At 69.3% G+C, this 20,368-nt stretch carries 27 protein-coding genes; 26 read left to right on the top strand and 1 reads right to left on the bottom strand.

Annotation, left to right across the window (positions count from 1 at the left end; translation table 11 throughout):
- Positions 1 to 35: 35 nt before the first annotated feature.
- Positions 36 to 3,947 carry a DNA-directed RNA polymerase subunit beta' gene (locus AB0J24_RS02940; RefSeq protein ID WP_358674553.1) on the top strand — a complete coding sequence of 1,304 codons (3,912 nt, stop codon included), beginning with the start codon at positions 36 to 38 and terminating at the stop codon, positions 3,945 to 3,947.
- Positions 3,948 to 4,111: 164 nt separating this feature from the next.
- Here AB0J24_RS02940 and AB0J24_RS02945 read toward each other — a convergent pair whose 3' ends face one another.
- Positions 4,112 to 5,044, bottom strand: a complete 933-nt coding sequence (locus AB0J24_RS02945; RefSeq protein ID WP_358674556.1) for an alpha/beta hydrolase — start codon at positions 5,042 to 5,044, stop codon at positions 4,112 to 4,114.
- Positions 5,045 to 5,668: 624 nt separating this feature from the next.
- On the opposite strand from AB0J24_RS02945, the gene rpsL reads away from it, so the two are divergent.
- From rpsL to rplO, 25 genes are all read left to right on the top strand, one after another.
- Complete coding sequence (gene rpsL / locus AB0J24_RS02950; protein WP_010232377.1) at positions 5,669 to 6,043, top strand: 30S ribosomal protein S12; 375 nt, start codon at positions 5,669 to 5,671, stop codon at positions 6,041 to 6,043.
- On the top strand, positions 6,043 to 6,513 hold the full coding sequence (gene rpsG, locus AB0J24_RS02955) for a 30S ribosomal protein S7 (protein WP_344028829.1): 471 nt from the start codon (positions 6,043 to 6,045) through the stop codon (positions 6,511 to 6,513). The genes rpsL and rpsG overlap by 1 nt, the downstream gene beginning before the upstream one ends.
- Before the next feature lie 47 nt (positions 6,514 to 6,560).
- Entirely contained in the window at positions 6,561 to 8,663 is a 2,103-nt protein-coding gene (fusA, locus tag AB0J24_RS02960) for an elongation factor G (RefSeq protein ID WP_358674559.1), read from the top strand.
- 116 nt (positions 8,664 to 8,779) lie between these two features.
- Complete coding sequence (tuf, locus tag AB0J24_RS02965; RefSeq protein WP_358674561.1) at positions 8,780 to 9,973, top strand: elongation factor Tu; 1,194 nt, start codon at positions 8,780 to 8,782, stop codon at positions 9,971 to 9,973.
- A 489-nt stretch (positions 9,974 to 10,462) separates the two neighbouring features.
- Entirely contained in the window at positions 10,463 to 10,768 is a 306-nt protein-coding gene (gene rpsJ / locus AB0J24_RS02970) for a 30S ribosomal protein S10 (RefSeq protein ID WP_003938093.1), read from the top strand.
- Between the two features lie 17 nt (positions 10,769 to 10,785).
- The gene (rplC, locus tag AB0J24_RS02975; protein WP_344028838.1) at positions 10,786 to 11,457 is read left to right on the top strand and encodes a 50S ribosomal protein L3; all 672 of its coding nucleotides are present in this window, start codon (positions 10,786 to 10,788) and stop codon (positions 11,455 to 11,457) included.
- Entirely contained in the window at positions 11,454 to 12,146 is a 693-nt protein-coding gene (gene rplD / locus AB0J24_RS02980; protein WP_358674564.1) for a 50S ribosomal protein L4, read from the top strand. The genes rplC and rplD overlap by 4 nt, the downstream gene beginning before the upstream one ends.
- Positions 12,143 to 12,442 carry a 50S ribosomal protein L23 gene (gene rplW, locus AB0J24_RS02985; protein WP_358674566.1) on the top strand — a complete coding sequence of 100 codons (300 nt, stop codon included), beginning with the start codon at positions 12,143 to 12,145 and terminating at the stop codon, positions 12,440 to 12,442. The genes rplD and rplW overlap by 4 nt, the downstream gene beginning before the upstream one ends.
- A gap of 16 nt (positions 12,443 to 12,458) precedes the next feature.
- Positions 12,459 to 13,292, top strand: coding sequence for a 50S ribosomal protein L2 (gene rplB, locus AB0J24_RS02990; protein ID WP_358674568.1), 834 nt, complete (start codon positions 12,459 to 12,461; stop codon positions 13,290 to 13,292).
- 46 nt (positions 13,293 to 13,338) lie between these two features.
- On the top strand, positions 13,339 to 13,620 hold the full coding sequence (gene rpsS / locus AB0J24_RS02995) for a 30S ribosomal protein S19 (RefSeq protein ID WP_020622935.1): 282 nt from the start codon (positions 13,339 to 13,341) through the stop codon (positions 13,618 to 13,620).
- A 38-nt stretch (positions 13,621 to 13,658) separates the two neighbouring features.
- The gene (gene rplV / locus AB0J24_RS03000; protein ID WP_358674570.1) at positions 13,659 to 14,096 is read left to right on the top strand and encodes a 50S ribosomal protein L22; all 438 of its coding nucleotides are present in this window, start codon (positions 13,659 to 13,661) and stop codon (positions 14,094 to 14,096) included.
- On the top strand, positions 14,096 to 14,932 hold the full coding sequence (gene rpsC, locus AB0J24_RS03005) for a 30S ribosomal protein S3 (RefSeq protein WP_358674572.1): 837 nt from the start codon (positions 14,096 to 14,098) through the stop codon (positions 14,930 to 14,932). The genes rplV and rpsC overlap by 1 nt, the downstream gene beginning before the upstream one ends.
- A gap of 2 nt (positions 14,933 to 14,934) precedes the next feature.
- Positions 14,935 to 15,354, top strand: coding sequence for a 50S ribosomal protein L16 (gene rplP, locus AB0J24_RS03010; RefSeq protein WP_358674575.1), 420 nt, complete (start codon positions 14,935 to 14,937; stop codon positions 15,352 to 15,354).
- Complete coding sequence (gene rpmC, locus AB0J24_RS03015) at positions 15,354 to 15,599, top strand: 50S ribosomal protein L29 (RefSeq protein ID WP_020622931.1); 246 nt, start codon at positions 15,354 to 15,356, stop codon at positions 15,597 to 15,599. Before rplP ends, rpmC begins: the two co-directional genes overlap by 1 nt.
- On the top strand, positions 15,596 to 15,928 hold the full coding sequence (gene rpsQ / locus AB0J24_RS03020; protein ID WP_358674578.1) for a 30S ribosomal protein S17: 333 nt from the start codon (positions 15,596 to 15,598) through the stop codon (positions 15,926 to 15,928). The genes rpmC and rpsQ overlap by 4 nt, the downstream gene beginning before the upstream one ends.
- Positions 15,929 to 15,936: 8 nt before the next feature.
- Positions 15,937 to 16,305 (top strand): 50S ribosomal protein L14, encoded by a 369-nt coding sequence (gene rplN / locus AB0J24_RS03025; protein ID WP_068797776.1) that lies wholly within the window; start codon positions 15,937 to 15,939, stop codon positions 16,303 to 16,305.
- Positions 16,306 to 16,320: 15 nt separating this feature from the next.
- Positions 16,321 to 16,647 (top strand): 50S ribosomal protein L24, encoded by a 327-nt coding sequence (gene rplX / locus AB0J24_RS03030; RefSeq protein ID WP_358675399.1) that lies wholly within the window; start codon positions 16,321 to 16,323, stop codon positions 16,645 to 16,647.
- Position 16,648: 1 nt separating this feature from the next.
- Positions 16,649 to 17,212: a 50S ribosomal protein L5 gene (gene rplE / locus AB0J24_RS03035; protein ID WP_358674581.1), complete on the top strand. Its 564-nt coding sequence runs from the start codon at positions 16,649 to 16,651 to the stop codon at positions 17,210 to 17,212.
- Between the two features lie 4 nt (positions 17,213 to 17,216).
- On the top strand, positions 17,217 to 17,402 hold the full coding sequence (locus tag AB0J24_RS03040) for a type Z 30S ribosomal protein S14 (RefSeq protein WP_068797778.1): 186 nt from the start codon (positions 17,217 to 17,219) through the stop codon (positions 17,400 to 17,402).
- 124 nt (positions 17,403 to 17,526) lie between these two features.
- The gene (gene rpsH, locus AB0J24_RS03045) at positions 17,527 to 17,925 is read left to right on the top strand and encodes a 30S ribosomal protein S8 (RefSeq protein WP_344028868.1); all 399 of its coding nucleotides are present in this window, start codon (positions 17,527 to 17,529) and stop codon (positions 17,923 to 17,925) included.
- Between the two features lie 17 nt (positions 17,926 to 17,942).
- Positions 17,943 to 18,482, top strand: a complete 540-nt coding sequence (gene rplF / locus AB0J24_RS03050) for a 50S ribosomal protein L6 (protein ID WP_358674584.1) — start codon at positions 17,943 to 17,945, stop codon at positions 18,480 to 18,482.
- A complete protein-coding gene (rplR, locus tag AB0J24_RS03055; protein WP_358674587.1) occupies positions 18,482 to 18,895 on the top strand; it encodes a 50S ribosomal protein L18 in 414 nt (137 codons plus the stop codon). The genes rplF and rplR overlap by 1 nt, the downstream gene beginning before the upstream one ends.
- 34 nt (positions 18,896 to 18,929) lie before the next feature.
- Positions 18,930 to 19,562, top strand: a complete 633-nt coding sequence (rpsE, locus tag AB0J24_RS03060; RefSeq protein ID WP_358674590.1) for a 30S ribosomal protein S5 — start codon at positions 18,930 to 18,932, stop codon at positions 19,560 to 19,562.
- Between the two features lie 5 nt (positions 19,563 to 19,567).
- Complete coding sequence (gene rpmD / locus AB0J24_RS03065; RefSeq protein ID WP_344028880.1) at positions 19,568 to 19,753, top strand: 50S ribosomal protein L30; 186 nt, start codon at positions 19,568 to 19,570, stop codon at positions 19,751 to 19,753.
- Between the two features lie 29 nt (positions 19,754 to 19,782).
- Positions 19,783 to 20,223: a 50S ribosomal protein L15 gene (rplO, locus tag AB0J24_RS03070; protein ID WP_358675402.1), complete on the top strand. Its 441-nt coding sequence runs from the start codon at positions 19,783 to 19,785 to the stop codon at positions 20,221 to 20,223.
- Positions 20,224 to 20,368: the final 145 nt, after the last annotated feature.

Below are 20,368 nucleotides of genomic sequence, written 5' to 3' on the forward strand. Positions count from 1 at the left end.
GAACAGCCGAGATAACGAAGAAACAGAGGACTTACGTGCTCGACGTCAACTTCTTCGACGAACTGCGCATCGGCCTGGCCACCGCCGAGGGTATCCGCCAGTGGTCGCACGGCGAGGTCAAGAAGCCCGAGACCATCAACTACCGCACCCTGAAGCCGGAGAAGGACGGGCTCTTCTGCGAGAAGATCTTCGGTCCGACCCGGGACTGGGAGTGCTACTGCGGCAAGTACAAGCGCGTGCGCTTCAAGGGCATCATCTGCGAGCGCTGCGGGGTGGAGGTCACCCGCGCCAAGGTGCGTCGTGAGCGGATGGGCCACATCGAGCTGGCCGCGCCGGTCACGCACATCTGGTACTTCAAGGGTGTCCCGAGCCGGCTGGGTTATCTGCTCGACCTGGCCCCCAAGGATCTCGAGAAGATCATCTACTTCGCGGCCTACGTGATCACCTCGGTGAACACCGAGCTGCGGCACAACGACATGTCCACGCTCGAGAACGAGATGACCGTGGAGCGGCGGCGGATCGAGCAGACCCGCGACGCCGACCTGGAGGCCAGGGCCCAGAAGCTCGAGGCCGACCTCGCCGAGCTCGAGGCCGAAGGTGCCAAGGGCGACGTCCGCCGCAAGGTCAAGGACGGCGGCGAGCGGGAGATGCGCCAGCTCCGTGACCGGGCCCAGCGCGAGCTGGACCGGCTCGAGGAGATCTGGAGCACCTTCACCAAGCTGGACGTGCAGCAGCTCATCGCGGACGAGTCGATCTACCGCGAGCTGTACGACCGCTACGGCGACTACTTCACCGGTGCCATGGGTGCCGAGGCGATCCAGAAGCTCCTGGAGAGCTTCGACATCGAGGCCGAGGCCGAGAAGCTGCGCGAGATCATCCGGTCCGGCAAGGGCCAGAAGAAGCTCCGTGCCCTCAAGCGGCTCAAGGTCGTCGCGGCGTTCCAGTCGACCGGCAACTCGCCGATGGGCATGGTGCTCGACTGCGTGCCGGTCATCCCGCCGGACCTGCGCCCGATGGTGCAGCTCGACGGTGGCCGCTTCGCCACCTCCGACCTGAACGACCTGTACCGCCGGGTCATCAACCGGAACAACCGCCTCAAGCGGCTGATCGACCTCGGCGCGCCCGAGATCATCGTCAACAACGAGAAGCGGATGCTGCAGGAGGCCGTCGACGCGCTGTTCGACAACGGCCGACGCGGCCGGCCGGTGACCGGGCCGGGCAACCGCCCGCTCAAGTCGCTGTCCGACCTGCTCAAGGGCAAGCAGGGCCGGTTCCGGCAGAACCTGCTCGGCAAGCGCGTCGACTACTCGGGCCGTTCGGTCATCGTCGTCGGCCCGCAGCTGAAGCTGCACCAGTGCGGTCTGCCCAAGCAGATGGCGCTGGAGCTGTTCAAGCCGTTCGTGATGAAGCGCCTGGTCGACCTCAACCACGCGCAGAACATCAAGTCCGCCAAGCGGATGGTCGAGCGCGGCCGCTCGCAGGTGTGGGACGTGCTGGAGGAGGTCATCTCCGAGCACCCGGTGCTGCTGAACCGGGCGCCCACGCTGCACCGGCTCGGCATCCAGGCCTTCGAGCCGCAGCTGGTCGAGGGCAAGGCCATCCAGCTGCACCCGCTGGTCTGCGAGGCGTTCAACGCGGACTTCGACGGTGACCAGATGGCGGTGCACCTGCCGCTGTCGGCCGAGGCTCAGTCCGAGGCCCGGGTCCTCATGCTGTCGTCGAACAACATCCTGTCCCCGGCGTCCGGCCGCCCGCTGGCGATGCCGCGCCTGGACATGGTGACGGGTCTGTTCCACCTGACCCGCCAGCGCGACGACGCCGAGGGCGCCGGCAACCACTACGGCTCGTCGGCCGAGGCGATCATGGCCTACGACCGCAAGGTGCTGCACCTGCAGGCGCCGATCAAGATCCGGCTCCCGCAGGTGGTGCCGACGCCGGGTGCCGCGGCCGAGACGGTCACCGAGGACGGCGTCTGGACCGCGGAGACGACGCTGGGCCGGGTGCTCTTCAACGAGCTCCTTCCCGCGGACTACCCGTACGTCAACGAGCCGCTGCCCAAGAAGCGCCAGGCCGCGATCATCAACGACCTGGCCGAGCGCTACTCGATGACCGAGGTCGCGCAGGTCCTGGACCGGCTGAAGGACGCGGGCTTCTACTGGGCGACCCGCTCGGGCGTCACCCTCGCCATCGACGACGTCGTGGTTCCCCCGCGCAAGCAGGAGATCCTCGACTCGTACGAGGCGAAGGCCGACCAGATCAACAAGCGCTACCAGCGCGGTGCCCTGTCGCACCAGGAGCGCAACGACGAGATGGTCAAGATCTGGTCGCAGGCCTCCGAGGAGGTCGCGCGGGCGATGGAGGAGAACTTCCCCCAGGACAACCCGATCCCGACGATCGTGCAGTCCGGTGCCGCGGGCAACATGGCCCAGGTCCGCCAGCTGGCGGGCATGAAGGGCCTGGTGGCGAACCCGAAGGGCGAGTACATCCCGCGGCCGATCAAGTCGAACTTCCGCGAGGGCCTGTCCGTGCTGGAGTACTTCATCTCCACGCACGGCACCCGGAAGGGTCTGGCGGACACCGCGCTGCGGACCGCCGACTCGGGTTACCTGACCCGGCGTCTGGTCGACGTGTCGCAGGACGTCATCGTCCGCGAGGTCGACTGCGGCACCGAGCGCGCCATCCCGATGGCGGTCACCGAGGAGACCAGCGACGGGCGGCTCATCCCGCACCGGTACCTGCGCACCTCGGTGTACGCCCGGACCTCCGGCGAGGAGGTCACCGCGCCCGACGGCACGGTCATCGTCCGCAAGGGCGACGACCTCGGTGACCCCGCACTGGACGCGCTGGTCGAGGCCGGCGTGAAGACGATCCGGGTGCGGTCCGCGCTGACCTGCGCGTCGGCCACCGGTATCTGCGGGATGTGCTACGGCCGCTCGATGGCGACCGGCAAGCTGGTCGACGTCGGCGAGGCCGTCGGCATCGTCGCCGCGCAGTCCATCGGTGAGCCGGGGACCCAGCTGACGATGCGTACCTTCCACATCGGTGGTGTGGCCGGCGACGACATCACGACCGGTCTGCCGCGTGTCACCGAGCTCTTCGAGGCCCGGGTCCCGCGCGGCAAGGCGCCGATCGCCGACGTCGACGGCCGGATCCGCATCGAGGACGGCGACCGTTTCTGGAAGATCACGCTGATCCCGGACGACGGCAGCGAGGAGATCGTCTACGAGAAGCTGTCCAAGCGGCAGTGGCTCGGGATGACGACGGTGGACGGTGTCGAGCGGCCGCTGGCCGACGGCGACCACGTGACGGTCGGCCAGCTGCTCCTGGAGGGCACGGCGGACCCGCACGAGGTGCTGCGCGTCATGGGCCCGCGCGAGGTGCAGCTGCACCTGGTGCGTGAGGTGCAGAAGGTGTACCGCACGCAGAGCGTGGACATCCACGACAAGCACATCGAGGTCATCGTCCGGCAGATGCTGCGCCGGGTGACGATCATCGACTCCGGTGCGACCGAGTTCCTGCCCGGCGCGCTCGCCGAGCGCGGCGAGTTCGAGTCGGAGAACCGCCGGGTCGTCGCCGAGGGACTGGAGCCCGCTTCGGGCCGGCCGGTCCTGATGGGGATCACCAAGGCGTCGCTGGCGACGGAGTCGTGGCTGTCCGCGGCCTCGTTCCAGGAGACGACCCGGATCCTCACCGATGCCGCGATCAACGGCAAGCGCGACAAGCTCGTCGGGCTCAAGGAGAACGTGATCATCGGCAAGCTGATCCCGGCGGGCACCGGCATCAACCGGTACCGCAACATCCAGGTCCAGCCGACCGAGGAGGCCCGTGCGGCCGCCTACGCCCTGCCGACCTACGACGACGGGTTCTACAGCCCCGACGTCTTCGGCACGGGCACCGGTGCCGCGGTGCCGCTGGACGACTACGACTTCGGACGCGACTACCGCTAGGTGGATCGCACGCCCCGGGCCCGCGACGGTGGGCTCGGGGCGCCGGAGAGGTCCCGGACGGGGCCGGACACCGCTCTCCCGTGGCGGTGACCGGCCCCGTCCGTGCGTTGCCGGTCGGATTCGGGCCCGCCCGCGCCGAGATGCGGCCCAGCGGGCGCCGAAGATCAACAATTCCCGCTGAGCTGCATCTCGGTGGGAGGAGGCGGCGCGCAGTCGGCGCGCAGGGCCAGACCCAGGGTGCGCAGCGCGTCGTCCGCCTCGGCCAGCAGGCCGGCCAGCACGGGGAAGGCGTGCCACATCCCCTCGACCCGGGAGTAGGTCACCGGTGTGCCCGCCGCCCGGGCGCGCTGCACGAGGGTGTCCGCGTCGTCGACGAGGACCTCCTCGGCGCCCGCCACCACGTGCAGCGGCGGAAGGCCGCCCAGATCGCCGTCGAGCGGGGTGAGCTCGGGGGCGCGGACACCGGAACCCGCATAGTCGGCGACGGCCGACGCCAGCCACGACGGGTCGAGCATCGCGTCGCTCGAGGCGTTGCGCGACAGGGCGTCCGCCGTACAGGTCAGGTCGAGCCACGGCGAGATCAGTCCGATCGCGCCGGGCAGTTCCTCGCCCTCGGAGCGCAGCCGCAGCACCAACGACATGGCGAGGCCGCCACCCGCGGAGTCACCGGCGACCGCGATCCGCCGGGCCGGGTGCCCGGCGGCACGCAGTGCGTGCCACACGGCGAGCGCGTCGTCCAGCGCGGCCGGGAACGGGTGCTCGGGTGCCAGCCGGTAGGCGGGCACGTGCACCGGCGTACCGGTCGCCCGGGCCAGGCCGGCGACCAGGGGGCGGTGCGAGGCGGCCGAGCCCACGAGGTAACCACCGCCGTGCAGGTAGATCACCCGGTGCGGACCGAACGGACCGGGTGGGGCGACCACCTCGGTGCGGACGCCGCCGAGTTCGCCGTGCGCGCGACGGGTGCCACGGGGGAGCGGGAGCGCCGCACCCACGAGGTCGAGACCGCGGCGGCGCAGGCCTACGGGTAGAGTGGGGGACAGGAGCGGCGCGACGAGCGCGCGCGTGGCGAATCGGTTGACGGCCGTCGGCAGGTGCATACCGGACGGTAACCGGAATCGCGGGCGGCCGAGAGGCGGCCCCGAGCCGGTAGGAGACCGATCGCCCATCTCCGAACCGGGCGCGCCGAGCGGCCGACGTTCTGCGACGAGCGGGTGAGTCCGCTTGCCAGGGGTCGTCCGCTAGGGCAAGGTCCGGTTCAGCAGGTCTCCGCCGGAGCGCATCTCCGGCGGATCAGAGGTCTTCCGAAGCCCCCGGAGGACCCGGAGCGGTGTCCGTGAGGGACCCGCTTTGACCGCCTTCGAGAGGGCCGAGTACTCTCGTGTCTTGCGCCCGGCTCCGGTCGGGCGAGTCCGCGTGCCCCGTGGCGTACAGGTCCGAGCGGTTGTCCCGGCCGGACCGGCACTGCGCCCCGGTGAAGGGCACGGTGGACGTCCCGACAGCCTCCGCGGGGCCCTTCCGGTCCCGAGCGTGCCCGGGACGACACGCCCGACCTCGGGAACCGGAGCGACGGGTGGCCCGCGAGCAGCGACTCGCCGGAGCCGCTCCGGCGCCCGCGCCCCCGGAGTGCCGGCAGGGCAGCAGTGCGAACACAGAACAGTGCGAAACACAGAGCAGCGACGAGCGAGACAGTCGAGCCACCGACGGGAAGAAGTAGACGGTTCATGCCCACGATCCAGCAGCTGGTCCGAAAGGGCCGTGAGGACAAGGTCGCGAAGACCAAGACGGCCGCGCTGAAGGGGAGCCCCCAGCGCCGCGGAGTCTGCACGCGCGTCTACACGACCACCCCGAAGAAGCCGAACTCCGCGCTGCGCAAGGTCGCCCGCGTGCGCCTGTCGAGCGGCATCGAGGTCACCGCCTACATCCCCGGTGAGGGCCACAACCTGCAGGAGCACTCGATCGTGCTGGTGCGCGGCGGGCGAGTGAAGGACCTCCCGGGTGTGCGGTACAAGGTGATCCGCGGGTCGCTGGACACCCAGGGCGTCAAGAACCGCAAGCAGTCCCGTAGCCGCTACGGCGCGAAGAAGGAGAAGAGCTGATGCCCCGCAAGGGCCCCGCCCCGAAGCGGCCGCTGGTCTCGGACCCGGTCTACGGCTCGCCGCTGGTCACCCAGCTGGTGAACAAGGTGCTCAAGGACGGCAAGCGTTCGCTCGCCGAGCGCATCGTCTACGCCGCCCTGGAGGGCACGCGGGACAAGACCGGCACCGATCCGGTCGTCACGCTCAAGCGTGCGCTGGACAACGTGAAGCCTGCCCTCGAGGTGCGCAGCCGCCGTGTCGGTGGCGCGACCTACCAGGTCCCGGTCGAGGTGCGTGCCTCTCGGCAGACCACCCTCGGCCTCCGTTGGCTGGTGACCTACTCGGCCCAGCGCCGCGAGAAGACCATGATCGAGCGGCTGATGAACGAGCTGCTGGATGCCAGCAACGGCCTCGGCGCGAGCGTGAAGCGGCGCGAGGACATGCACAAGATGGCGGAGTCGAACCGCGCCTTCGCCCACTACCGCTGGTGACCGGCGAGGCGTCGGGCGCCAACTCGCGATCGAGGGAGAGCTGAGCAGTGGCAGCACAAGATGTGCTGACGGACCTCACAAAGGTCCGCAACATCGGCATCATGGCCCACATCGACGCCGGCAAGACCACCACGACCGAGCGGATCCTGTACTACACGGGGATCAACTACAAGCTCGGTGAGGTGCACGACGGCGCAGCCACCATGGACTGGATGGAGGAGGAGCAGAAGCGCGGCATCACGATCACGTCGGCCGCGACGACCTGCTTCTGGAAAGACCACCAGATCAACATCATCGACACCCCCGGGCACGTCGACTTCACCGTCGAGGTGGAGCGGTCCCTGCGGGTGCTCGACGGCGCCGTCGCGGTGTTCGACGGCAAGGAGGGCGTCGAGCCCCAGTCCGAGCAGGTCTGGCGCCAGGCGACCAAGTACGACGTTCCCCGCATCTGCTTCGTCAACAAGATGGACAAGCTGGGCGCGGACTTCTACTTCACCGTCCGGACGATCTCCGAGCGGCTGAACGCGACCCCGCTGCCGCTGCAGATCCCGATCGGCTCCGAGAACGACTTCATCGGCGTCGTCGACCTGGTCCAGATGCGCGCGCTGACCTGGCGTGGCGAGGTGGCCAAGGGCGAGGACTACACCGTCGAGGAGATCCCGGCCGACCTGCTGGAGAAGGCCGAGGAGTACCGGACCGCGCTGGTCGAGGCCGTCGCCGAGACCGACGACGAGCTCATGGAGCTCTACCTCGGCGGCGAGGAGCTGAGCACCGAGCAGATCAAGACCGGGATCCGGACGCTGGTGACCAACCGCGCCGCGTACCCGGTCCTGTGCGGCTCGGCGTTCAAGAACAAGGGTGTCCAGCCGATGCTGGACGCGGTCATCGACTACCTGCCCTCGCCCTACGACGTGCCGCCGGTCGAGGGCTTCCTGACCGACGGCGAGACCCCGGCGAGCCGCAAGCCGTCGAAGGACGAGCCGTTCTCGGCGCTCGCGTTCAAGATCGCCGCGCACCCGTTCTTCGGCAAGCTGACCTACGTCCGGGTGTACTCGGGCCGGGTCGCCGCCGGTGCGCAGGTCATCAACTCGACCAAGGACCGGAAGGAGCGCATCGGCAAGCTGTTCCAGATGCACTCCAACAAGGAGAACCCGGTCGACGAGGCCATCGCGGGCCACATCTACGCGGTGATCGGTCTGAAGGACACGACCACCGGGGACACGCTCTGCGACCCGCAGAACCCGATCGTCCTCGAGTCGATGACCTTCCCGGACCCGGTCATCCAGGTGGCCGTCGAGCCGAAGTCGAAGGCGGACCAGGAGAAGCTCTCCCTGGCGATCCAGAAGCTGGCCGAGGAGGACCCGACGTTCCAGGTCTCCCTGGACGAGGAGACCGGCCAGACCATCATCGCCGGCATGGGCGAGCTGCACCTCGAGGTGCTGGTCAACCGGATGAAGTCGGACTTCAAGGTCGAGGCGAACATCGGCAAGCCGCAGGTCGCCTACCGGGAGACCATCCGGCAGCCCGTCGCGAAGTACGAGTACACGCACAAGAAGCAGACCGGTGGCTCGGGTCAGTTCGCCCGCGTCATCATCAGCCTCGAGCCGCTGGTCGGCGGCGACGGTGCGCTGTACGAGTTCGAGAACAAGGTCACCGGTGGTCGCATCCCGCGGGAGTACATCCCGTCGGTCGACCAGGGTGTCCAGGACGCCATGCAGTACGGCATCCAGGCCGGCTACCCGGTGGTCGGTGTGAAGCTGACGCTGCTGGACGGGCAGTACCACGAGGTCGACTCCTCGGAGATGGCCTTCAAGGTCGCCGGTTCGATGGCGTTCAAGGAGGCCGCCCGCAAGGCGAGCCCGGCCATCCTCGAGCCGATGATGGCCGTGGAGGTGACCACGCCCGAGGACTACATGGGCGACGTCATCGGTGACCTCAACTCCCGCCGCGGCCAGGTCCAGGCCATGGAGGAGCGGGCAGGCGCTCGCGTCGTCAAGGCGCTCGTGCCGCTGTCCGAGATGTTCGGCTACGTCGGCGACCTGCGGTCGCGGACCCAGGGCCGGGCCAACTACACGATGGTCTTCGACTCCTACGCGGAGGTGCCGCAGAACGTGGCGAAGGAGATCATCGCGAAGGCGACGGGCGAGTAAGCCCACCGCTCGCAGGCTGCGGACCGCGGATCGGTAAGGTCCGCGGCCCGCACCTCACACCCCACAGACCTGCCGTCAGCTCGGCGGAGAACAAGACAGTCCAGGAGGACCCAGCAGTGGCGAAGGCGAAGTTCGAGCGGACCAAGCCGCACGTCAACATCGGCACCATCGGTCACATCGACCACGGCAAGACCACGCTGACGGCGGCCATCACCAAGGTTCTGCACGACAAGTTCCCGAACCTCAACGAGGCTTCGGCGTTCGACATGATCGACAAGGCGCCGGAAGAGCGCCAGCGCGGTATCACGATCTCCATCGCGCACGTCGAGTACCAGACCGAGAAGCGGCACTACGCGCACGTCGACTGCCCCGGGCACGCCGACTACGTGAAGAACATGATCACCGGTGCCGCCCAGATGGACGGCGCGATCCTGGTGGTCGCCGCGACCGACGGCCCCATGCCGCAGACCCGTGAGCACGTGCTGCTCGCCCGTCAGGTGGGTGTGCCCTACATCGTCGTCGCCCTGAACAAGGCGGACATGGTCGACGACGAGGAGATCATGGAGCTCGTCGAGATGGAGGTCCGCGAGCTGCTGTCGGCTCAGGACTACCCGGGCGACGACCTCCCGATCGTTCGTGTCTCGGCGCTGAAGGCGCTCGAGGGCGACGACACCTGGGCCGAGTCGATCGTCCAGCTGATGGACGCCGTCGACGAGGCCATCCCGGAGCCGGAGCGGGACGTCGAGAAGCCGTTCCTCATGCCGGTCGAGGACGTCTTCACGATCACCGGTCGCGGCACCGTCGTCACCGGCCGCGTCGAGCGCGGCATCGTGAAGGTGAACGAGGAGGTCGAGATCGTCGGCATCCGCGAGAAGTCGACCAAGACCACCGTCACCGGTGTCGAGATGTTCCGCAAGATCCTCGACGAGGGCCGGGCCGGCGAGAACGTCGGTCTGCTCCTGCGCGGCATCAAGCGCGACGACGTCGAGCGCGGCCAGGTCGTGGTGAAGCCGGGTTCGATCACCCCGCACACCGAGTTCGAGGGCCAGGTGTACATCCTGGGCAAGGACGAGGGCGGCCGTCACACCCCGTTCTTCAACAACTACCGTCCGCAGTTCTACTTCCGGACGACCGACGTGACCGGTGTGGTGACCCTCCCGCAGGGCACCGAGATGGTCATGCCGGGTGACAACACCACCATGAGCGTTCAGCTGATCCAGCCGATCGCGATGGAGGAGGGCCTGCAGTTCGCCATCCGTGAGGGTGGCCGGACCGTGGGCGCCGGACAGGTCACCAAGATCAAGGCGTGAGGTGAGGCGGGGGGGGGGGGGGGGCGCGGCCCGCCCCCCCCCCCCCCCCGCCCCCGAACACCCCCCCCGGTCGAGGGGGCCGCACGAGCGTGTGGCATCCTTGACGGGTTGCACGATGAGCATGGCGCGCGGACGCGTCGCTCCTGTTCCCGGACCTCCGGTAGTCCAGGTGTCGCGCCCCACGCGCCATGTTCGTTGTGAGCCCCCGGCCGCGAGGCCGGGATAACCGAGCTACATGCCCGCCCCAAGGGGGAGGGACGCGGTGACCCGGGCAGAGCCATGAGGACCGAGCGCGACACGCCCGACCTCGTGGACCGGAGAACCCCGGTAGGAGCGACACCCCGGACGCCCGGGCCGCTCCATACCGACAGACCTGAACAGAGCACGGGCCGCAGCCGGCCGCAGACGGTGGAGCTCGCGCCGTGCTGTCTCGAACGGGGCCGACACCGCGCAACCCCCGCGGCAGGAAGAAGAGGACGACCGACGACCATGGCGGGACAGAAGATCCGCATCAGGCTCAAGGCCTATGACCACGAGGCAATCGACGCGTCTGCTCGCAAGATCGTGGAGACCGTGACGCGTACCGGTGCCCGGGTCGTCGGCCCCGTGCCGCTGCCGACCGAGAAGAACGTGTACTGCGTCATCCGCTCGCCGCACAAGTACAAGGACTCGCGGGAGCACTTCGAGATGCGCACGCACAAGCGGCTGATCGACATCCTCGACCCGACGCCGAAGACCGTCGACGCGCTCATGCGCATCGACCTGCCGGCGAGCGTCGACGTCAACATCCAGTAGGCGTGGGGGCGAAGACGATGAAGACGACTGCGACCAAGCAGACGAAGAAGGTCACCGGGATCCTGGGCACCAAGCTCGGGATGACCCAGGTGTTCGACGAGAACAACCGCGTCGTGCCGGTCACCGTGGTTCAGGCCGAGCCGAACGTCGTGACCCAGGTGCGCTCCGAGGAGACCGACGGCTACACCGCGGTCCAGCTCGCCTACGGCGCCATCGACCCGCGCAAGGTGAACAAGCCGGAGACCGGCCACTTCGCCAAGGCGGGCGTCACGCCGCGCCGGCACCTGCTGGAGCTGCGCACCTCCGACGCCGCCGACTACACGCCGGGCCAGGAGGTCACCGTCGAGGCGTTCGCCGAGGTGGCCGAGGTCGACGTGGTGGGCGTGACCAAGGGCAAGGGCTTCGCCGGTGTCATGAAGCGCCACGGCTTCCACGGCCTGGGCGCCTCGCACGGCACCCAGCGCAAGCACCGTTCGCCGGGCTCCATCGGCGGGTGCGCCACCCCGGGCCGCGTGTTCAAGGGTGTGCGGATGGCCGGCCGGATGGGCTCGAACCGCCAGACCACGCAGAACCTGAAGGTTCACCGGGTGGACGCCGAGCGCGGCCTGCTGCTCATCAAGGGCGCGGTCCCCGGTCCCCGCGGTGGGCTCGTCGTGGTGAAGACCCCCGCGAAGGGTGATGGCAAGTGAGCACCGTGCAGATCAAGACCCCCGAGGGCACCGCGAAGGGCAGCGTCGAGCTGCCGGAGCACGTGTTCGACACGACGGCGAACATCGCGTTGATGCACCAGGTCGTGACGGCGCAGCTGAACGCGGCCCGCCAGGGCACGCACGACACGAAGACCCGTGGCGAGGTTCGCGGTGGTGGCCGCAAGCCGTACCGGCAGAAGGGCACCGGCCGCGCCCGTCAGGGCTCGGTCCGCGCGCCGCAGTTCGCCGGCGGCGGCATCGTGCACGGCCCGACGCCGCGGGACTACTCGCAGCGGACCCCGAAGAAGATGAAGGCCGCCGCGCTGCGCGGTGCCCTCTCCGACCGGGCCCGCGCCGGCCGCGTGCACGTCGTGACGGAGTTCCTGGCCGAGGGCACGCCCTCGACGAAGGCCGCCCGCAAGGTCCTCGAGACCGTGCTGCCGGACGCCGGGAGCAGCCGGGTGCTGGCCGTCGTCGAGCGCGGCGCCGAGACCACGCTGCTGAGCCTGCGGAACCTGCCGCAGGTCCACCTGATCGCGCCGGACCAGCTGAACACCCACGACGTGCTGGTCAACGACGTCGTGCTGTTCACGCAGACGGCGCTCGACGAGTTCCTGGCCGGTCCGATCGCGAAGCCGAAGGCCGAAGGCCGGCGGTCGGCGGGCACCGCTGAGGAGGCCGACAAGTGATCACGGACCCGCGGGACGTGCTGTTGCGGCCGGTCGTGTCGGAGAAGAGCTACGGGCTGCTCGACGAGCGCCAGTACACCTTCGTCGTCGCGCCGGACGCGAACAAGACCCAGATCAAGATCGCCGTGGAGAAGGTGTTCGGGGTCAAGGTGACCAGCGTGAACACGCTGAACCGCCCGGGCAAGCGCAAGCGCTCCCGCACCGGCTACGGCAAGCGCAAGGACACCAAGCGCGCGATCGTCACGCTCTCGCAGGAGAGCAAGGCGATCGACGTCTTCGGTGGCCCGGCGAGCTGAGGGAGCGAGCTGACCCATGGCCATTCGTAAGTACAAGCCGACGACCTCGGGCCGCCGCGGTTCGAGCGTCTCGGACTTCGCCGAGATCACCCGGGACCACCCGGAGAAGTCGCTGCTGCGCCCGCTGCACAACAAGGGCGGCCGCAACGTCCACGGCCGGGTCACGACCCGGCACCAGGGCGGCGGCCACAAGCGCGCCTACCGTCTGATCGACTTCCGTCGCAACGACAAGGACGGCGTCCCGGCGAAGGTCGCGCACATCGAGTACGACCCGAACCGCACCTCGCGGATCGCACTGCTGCACTACGCCGACGGCGAGAAGCGCTACATCATCGCGCCGGCCCGGCTCAAGCAGGGCGACCGGATCGAGAACGGCCCCCGGGCCGACATCAAGGTGGGCAACAACCTGCCGCTGCGCAACATCCCGACCGGCACCGTGGTGCACGCGATCGAGCTCCGTCCCGGGGGCGGGGCCAAGATCGCCCGCTCGGCCGGTGCCGGCGTCCAGCTGGTCGCCAAGGACGGGCCCTACGCGCAGCTGCGGATGCCCTCCGGCGAGATCCGCAACGTCGACGTGCGCTGCCGCGCCACGATCGGCGCCGTGGGCAACTCGGAGCACGCCAACATCAACTGGGGCAAGGCCGGCCGGATGCGGTGGAAGGGCAAGCGCCCGACCGTCCGTGGTGTCGCCATGAACCCGGTGGACCACCCGCACGGTGGTGGTGAGGGCAAGACCTCCGGTGGCCGGCACCCGGTCAACCCGGCGGGCACCCCCGAGGGCCGCACCCGCAAGAGCAAGCCCTCCGACAAGTTGATCGTCCGCCGGCGCCGTACCGGCAAGAAGCGGTGAGTGAACTCGTGAGTGAACAGAACGACACCGAGCAGGGAGGTAAGTAATGCCGCGGAGCCTGAAGAAGGGCCCCTTCGTGGACGACCACCTGCTCAAGAAGGTGGACGCCCTCAACGAGTCCGGCAAGAAGACCGTGATCCGGACGTGGTCCCGCCGGTCCACGATCATCCCGGACATGATCGGCCACACGATTGCGGTGCACGACGGCCGCAAGCACGTGCCGGTGTTCGTGTCCGACTCGATGGTCGGGCACAAGCTGGGCGAGTTCGCCCCGACCCGGACCTTCCGGGGACACATCAAGGACGACCGCAAGGCGCGTCGGCGCTAGAAGCCGGCCCGAGTAGCGACTAGGAGAGGTGGAGAGAGATGGCTGACGCTGTGACAACAGCAGCCGACACCACCGGCGCTGCGCTCGAGCCGACTCGTGCGCGCGCCGTGGCCCGGTTCGTCCGCAGTTCGCCGATGAAGACCCGCCGCGTCGTGGACCTGGTCCGCGGCCTGCCGGTCGACGAGGCGCTCGCGATCCTGCGGTTCTCGCCGCAGGCCGCGGCCGAGCCGGTGGCGAAGGTCGTGGCGAGCGCCGCGGCCAACGCCCAGAACAACCTGGACCTGAACCCGGACACCCTGGTGGTGGCCGTGGCGATGGTCGACGAGGGCCCGACGCTCAAGCGCATCCGGCCGCGCGCCCAGGGGCGCGCCTACCGGATCCGCAAGCGGACGAGCCACATCACCATCGAGGTCGAGTCGGTCCCGCAGCGGACCGGGAAGGCCGGCCGTCGTGGTGCGAAGGGGAGGGCCCGCTGATGGGGCAGAAGATCAACCCGCACGGCTTCCGCCTGGGCATCACCACGGACTGGAAGTCCCGGTGGTACGCGGACAAGCAGTACTCCGAGTACGTGAAGGAGGACGTCGAGATCCGCCGCATGCTCTCCAAGGGCATGGAGCGGGCCGGCATCTCCAAGGTCGAGATCGAGCGGACCCGTGACCGGGTGCGGGTGGACATCCACACCGCCCGTCCGGGCATCGTGATCGGCCGGCGCGGCGCCGAGGCCGACCGGATCCGGGGCAACCTGGAGAAGCTGACCCGCAAGCAGGTCCAGCTGAACATCCTCGAGGTCAAGGCCTCGGAGTCGGACGCGCAGCTCGTCGCCCAGGGCGTCGCCGAGCAGCTGTCGAACCGGGTCGCCTTCCGGCGGGCCATGCGCAAGGCCATCCAGTCGGCCATGCGCAGCCCGCAGGTCAAGGGCATCCGGGTCCAGTGCTCGGGCCGCCTCGGCGGTGCCGAGATGTCGCGGTCGGAGTTCTACCGCGAGGGTCGTGTCCCGCTGCACACGCTGCGCGCGGACATCGACTACGGCCTGTTCGAGGCCCGGACCTCCTTCGGCCGGATCGGCGTGAAGGTCTGGATCTACAAGGGTGACGTCGTCGGTGGCCGCCGTGAGGGCGCGCCCGCCGCCGAGGCACCGGGCCGCGGTCCGCGCCGCGAGCGTCCGGCCCGTCGCCGTTCGGGTGCCTCGGGCACCACCGCGACCAGCACCGAGGCGGGGCGCGCCGCGCAGAGCGGTCAGGGCGGCGCGGCGACCGCGACCGTCGAGGCCCCGGCGTCCGGTGACAACCAGAGCAACGGTGGGGAGAGCTAGAGATGCTGATCCCACGCAAGGTCAAGCACCGCAAGCAGCACCGGCCCAAGCGCAAGGGCATGGCCAGTGGCGGCACCGCGGTCACCTTCGGCGACTGGGGCATCCAGGCGCTGGAGCCGGCCTACGTGACCAACCGGCAGATCGAGTCGGCGCGTATCGCGATCAACCGGCACATCAAGCGTGGCGGGAAGATCTGGATCAACGTCTTCCCGGACATCCCGATGACGAAGAAGCCGGCCGAGACCCGGATGGGTTCCGGCAAGGGCTCGCCGGAGAAGTGGGTCACGAACGTCAAGCCCGGGCGCGTGCTGTTCGAGATGAGCTTCCCGAACAAGGAGACGGCCCACGAGGCGCTCCGCCGGGCCATCCACAAGCTGCCCATGAAGTGCCGGATCGTGTCCCGTGAGGGTGGTGACATCTGATGGCGAGCAGTGGCAACACCAAGGCCGCCGAGCTGCGCGAGCTCTCCGACGAGGAGCTGGTCGTGCGGGTGCGGGAGGCCAAGGAGGAGCTGTTCAACCTCCGCTTCCAGATGGCCACCGGGCAGCTGGACAACAACCGGCGGCTGCGGGCCGTCCGCCACGACATCGCGCGCTGCTACACGGTGATGCGTGAGCGTGAGCTCGGCCTGTCCGCCGCCCCGACCGAGAGCGAGGGCGCGGCATGAGTGACAGCGCGAGCAGCGTGACCGAGGACGCGGTGGCGGCCACCGAGCCGCAGACCGCCCAGCAGAAGCCCGAGGGGCAGCGGGGCGAGCGGAAGGTCCGTGAGGGCCTGGTCGTGTCCGACAAGATGGAGAAGACGATCGTCGTCTCCCTCGAGGACCGGGTGAAGCACCCGCTGTACGGCAAGGTCATCCGCCGGACCAGCAAGGTCAAGGCGCACGACGAGGAGAACACGGCCGGTATCGGCGACCGTGTCCGCCTCATGGAGACCCGTCCGCTGTCGGCGACCAAGCGCTGGCGGCTGGTGGAGATCCTCGAGAAGGCCAAGTAGGAGACACAGTGATCCAGCAGGAGTCGCGGCTGCGCGTCGCCGACAACACCGGTGCCAAGGAGATCCTGTGCATCCGGGTGCTGGGCGGCTCCGCGCGGCGCTACGCCGGGATCGGCGACGTCATCGTCGCCACGGTCAAGGAGGCCATCCCCGGTGCAGGCGTGAAGCGTGGTGACGTCGTCAAGGCGGTCATCGTGCGCACCAAGAAGGAGAAGCGCCGTCCCGACGGCAGCTACATCCGATTCGACGAGAACGCCGCTGTCCTGATCAAGCCGGACAACGGACCTCGAGGGACCCGAATCTTCGGCCCGGTCGGGCGCGAGCTGCGCGACCGCAAGTTCATGAGGATCATCTCCCTCGCTCCGGAGGTGCTCTGATCCATGAAGGCGAAGATGAAGGTGAAGAAGGGCGACACCGTGCTGGTGATCGCCGGTAAGGACAAGGGCGCCAAGGGCAAGGTCATCGCGGCCTACCCGGAGCGTCAGCGCGTGCTGGTCGAGGGCGTGAACCGGATCAAGAAGCACACCCGGATCAGCCAGAACCAGCGCGGAGCCGAGAGCGGCGGGATCGTCACCCAGGAGGCGGCCATCCACGTCTCGAACGTGATGGTCGTCGACTCCGACGGCAAGCCGACCCGCGTCGGCCGGTCCACGGTCGAGGGCGAGGACGGCGTGTCCCGCCGGGTCCGGATCTCCAAGCGCAACGGGAAGGAGATCTGAGATGACCACGGCAGAGAAGACCCTCCCGCGTCTCAAGCAGCGCTACCGCGACGAGATCCTCGACAAGCTCCGCGAGGACTTCGGCTACACCAACGTCATGCAGATCCCCGGCCTGACCAAGGTCGTGGTGAACATGGGTGTCGGCGACGCCGCCCGGGACTCGAAGCTGATCGACGGCGCGCTGCGGGACCTGGCCACCATCACCGGCCAGAAGCCGCAGCTGCGGCGCGCGACGAAGTCGATCGCGCAGTTCAAGCTGCGCGAGGGGATGCCGATCGGCGCCAAGGTGACCCTGCGGAACGACCGCATGTGGGAGTTCCTGGACCGGCTGCTGACCATCGCGCTGCCGCGTATCCGGGACTTCCGGGGCCTCTCCGGTGACCAGTTCGACGGTCGCGGCAACTACACGTTCGGCCTCACCGAGCAGTCGATGTTCCACGAGATCGACCCGGACACCATCGACCGCCCGCGGGGCATGGACATCACCGTGGTGACCACCGCGACCACGAACGCCGAGGGCCGGGCGCTGCTGCGTCACCTGGGCTTCCCGTTCAAGGAGAACTGAGCGAATGGCGAAGAAGGCGCTCATCAACAAGGCGAACGCGACGCCCAAGTTCGCGGTTCGCGGTTACACCCGCTGCCAGAAGTGCGGCCGGCCGCGTGCGGTCTTCCGCAAGTTCGGCCTCTGCCGCGTGTGCCTGCGCGACATGGCGCACGCCGGCGAGCTGCCGGGTGTGAGCAAGTCCAGCTGGTGATCCGACAGGCCCCGCGCCGCGGGGCCCGGGTCGACCCGATCGCCGAAGGCCCGCATCGGTACGGCGCCCCGAGCAGGGGCGCCGCGCCGGTACGCGGAACCACGGTGGGAAAGAGACAGACACCATGACGATGACCGATCCGATCGCAGACATGCTCACCCGTCTGCGGAACGCGAACTCGGCCTACCACGACCGCGTGGTGATGCCGCACTCCAAGCTGAAGGTCTCCATCGCGGAGATCCTGCAGAAGGAGGGCTACATCGCCGCCCACCACACCGAGGACGCCGAGGTCGGCAAGTCCCTGGTCGTCGAGCTGAAGTACGGCCGCAACCGTGAGCGGAGCATCGCCGGCCTCCGGCGCGTCTCCAAGCCCGGTCTGCGGGTCTATGCGAAGTCGACGAACCTGCCGCGGGTCCTGGGTGGCCTCGGGGTGGCGATCATTTCGACCTCGCGGGGTCTGATGACCGACCAGCAGGCCTACCGGAGCGGCGTGGGCGGGGAAGTCCTCGCCTACGTCTGGTGAGAGAGGGGTAACGAACGATGTCTCGCATCGGAAAGCTGCCCGTCACCGTCCCGTCCGGCGTGGAGATCACCATCGACGGCCGCACGGTCACCGCGAAGGGCCCCAAGGGCACCCTGTCGCACACCGTCGTCGAGCCGATCACGGTCGAGCGCGACGACGACGGTGCGGTGCTGGTGAAGCGCCCGAACGAGGAGCGAGAGGTCCGGGCCTTCCACGGCCTGTCCCGCTCCCTCGTCAACAACATCGTGGTCGGCGTCAGCGCCGGTTACGAGAAGAAGCTGGAGATCCACGGCGTCGGCTACCGGGTCGCCCTGAAGGGCTCGAACCTCGAGTTCGCCCTGGGCTTCTCGCACCCCGTCGTGATCGAGCCGCCGGCGGGGATCACCTTCGCGGTGGAGTCCCCGACCCGGTTCTCGGTCTCCGGTATCGACAAGCAGCTGGTCGGCGAGACCGCCGCGAACATCCGGAAGCTGCGTCGCCCGGACCCGTACAAGGGCAAGGGTGTGCGGTACGCCGGCGAGCAGGTCCGCCGCAAGGTCGGGAAGACGGGTAAGTGATGGCCGAGACGAACGACACCGTGTCGGGTGCCGCCCGGCGGCGGATGGCGTCGCAGGTGGCGCGGGCGCGTCGCGACTCGCGCATCCGCCGGCACGCCCGGCTCCGCAAGAAGATCTCCGGGACGCCGGTGCGTCCGCGCCTGGCGGTCAACCGCTCGTCGCGGCACATCACCGTGCAGCTGATCGACGACCTGGCCGGGCACACCCTGGCGCACGCGTCGACGCTGGACAGCGAGGTCCGCGGGATCGAGGGCGACAAGAAGGCCAAGGCGGCCAAGGTCGGCGAGCTGATCGCCGCCCGTGCCAAGGAGGCCGGCATCTCCGCGGTCGTGTTCGACCGCGGCGGGCTGCGCTACCACGGGCGGATCGCCGCACTGGCCGACGCCGCCCGCGAGGGAGGCCTGGAGTTCTGATGGACCAGACCGAGAACACTGAAGGGATCGTCTGATGCCGGGACGTACGCGGCGTGACGGCGGAGGGCCCGGCGGCGGTAGCAACGACAACCGCAACAGCCGGGACCGCCGCGACGGTGGCCGTGGCGGGGCGGCCCAGGACAAGACCCCGTACATCGAGCGGCTGGTCACGATCAACCGCGTGGCCAAGGTCGTCAAGGGCGGCCGCCGGTTCAGCTTCACCGCGCTGATGATCGTCGGCGACGGTGACGGCCTGGTCGGCGTCGGCTACGGCAAGGCCAAGGAGGTGCCGGCCGCGATCGCCAAGGGCGTTGAGGAGGCGAAGAAGAACTTCTTCCGCGTCCCGCGCATTGGCGGCACGATCGTGCACCGGGTTCAGGGTGAGGCCGCCGCGGGCGTCGTCATGCTGCGCCCGGCCTCGCCGGGTACCGGTGTCATCGCCGGTGGGCCGGTCCGCGCGGTGCTGGAGTGCGCGGGCATCTCGGACATCCTGTCCAAGTCCCTCGGCTCCGACAACGCGATCAACATCGTGCACGCCACGGTGGCGGCGCTGAAGGCGGTGCAGCGCCCGGAGGAGGTCGCGGCCCGCCGCGGCCTGCCGGTCGAGGACGTCGCGCCGGCCAGGATGATGCGTCAGCGCGCCGAGGCCGACGCGGCGAGGGTGTGAGCGACATGGCCACGTTGAGGATCACCCAGGTGAAGAGCCGGATCGGGGCGAAGCAGAACCAGCGCGACACGCTGCGTTCGCTCGGCCTGCGCAAGATCCGGCAGACGGTGGAGCGCCCGGACACCCCGCAGAACCGCGGGTACGTCCACACGGTGCGCCACCTCGTGACCGTGGAGGAGGTGGCACAGTGAGCGCTGCGGGCGAGTCCACCGAGCAGTCGGTGATCAAGCTGCACGACCTGCGCCCGGCCCCGGGCTCGAAGACCGCCAAGACCCGCGTGGGTCGTGGTGAGGGTTCGAAGGGCAAGACCGCGGGCCGGGGCACCAAGGGCACCAAGGCCCGTAAGACGGTGTCGCCGCGCTTCGAGGGTGGGCAGATGCCGCTGCACATGCGGCTGCCGAAGCTCAAGGGCTTCAAGAACCGCTTCAAGGTCGAGTACCAGGTCGTGAACGTGGGCGAGCTCGCCGTCCTGTTCCCGCAGGGTGGCGAGATCGGCCCGGCCGAGCTGGTCGAGGCCGGTGCGGTGCGCAAGAACCAGCTGGTGAAGGTGCTCGGTGAGGGCGAGCTCTCGGGCGTCGCCCTCACCGTGAAGGCGCACAAGTTCTCCGCCTCGGCCCGGGAGAAGATCTCCGCGGCCGGCGGCTCGGTGTCCGAGCTCTGACGAGCCGGCTCCGCGAGAGCAACATCGCCACGGCGCCGCCCGGGGTGCCCCGTGATCCGCTGCGGCGGCCGGGGCCCGTGGGCGGCGCCGAGGCGTTTCCGGGCCGCTGTTAGAGTCACGATCGGGCTTCGGGCCCACGTGCATC

It is taken from the genome of Pseudonocardia sp. NPDC049635, assembly GCF_040659795.1.
Taxonomy (GTDB): domain Bacteria; phylum Actinomycetota; class Actinomycetes; order Mycobacteriales; family Pseudonocardiaceae; genus Pseudonocardia.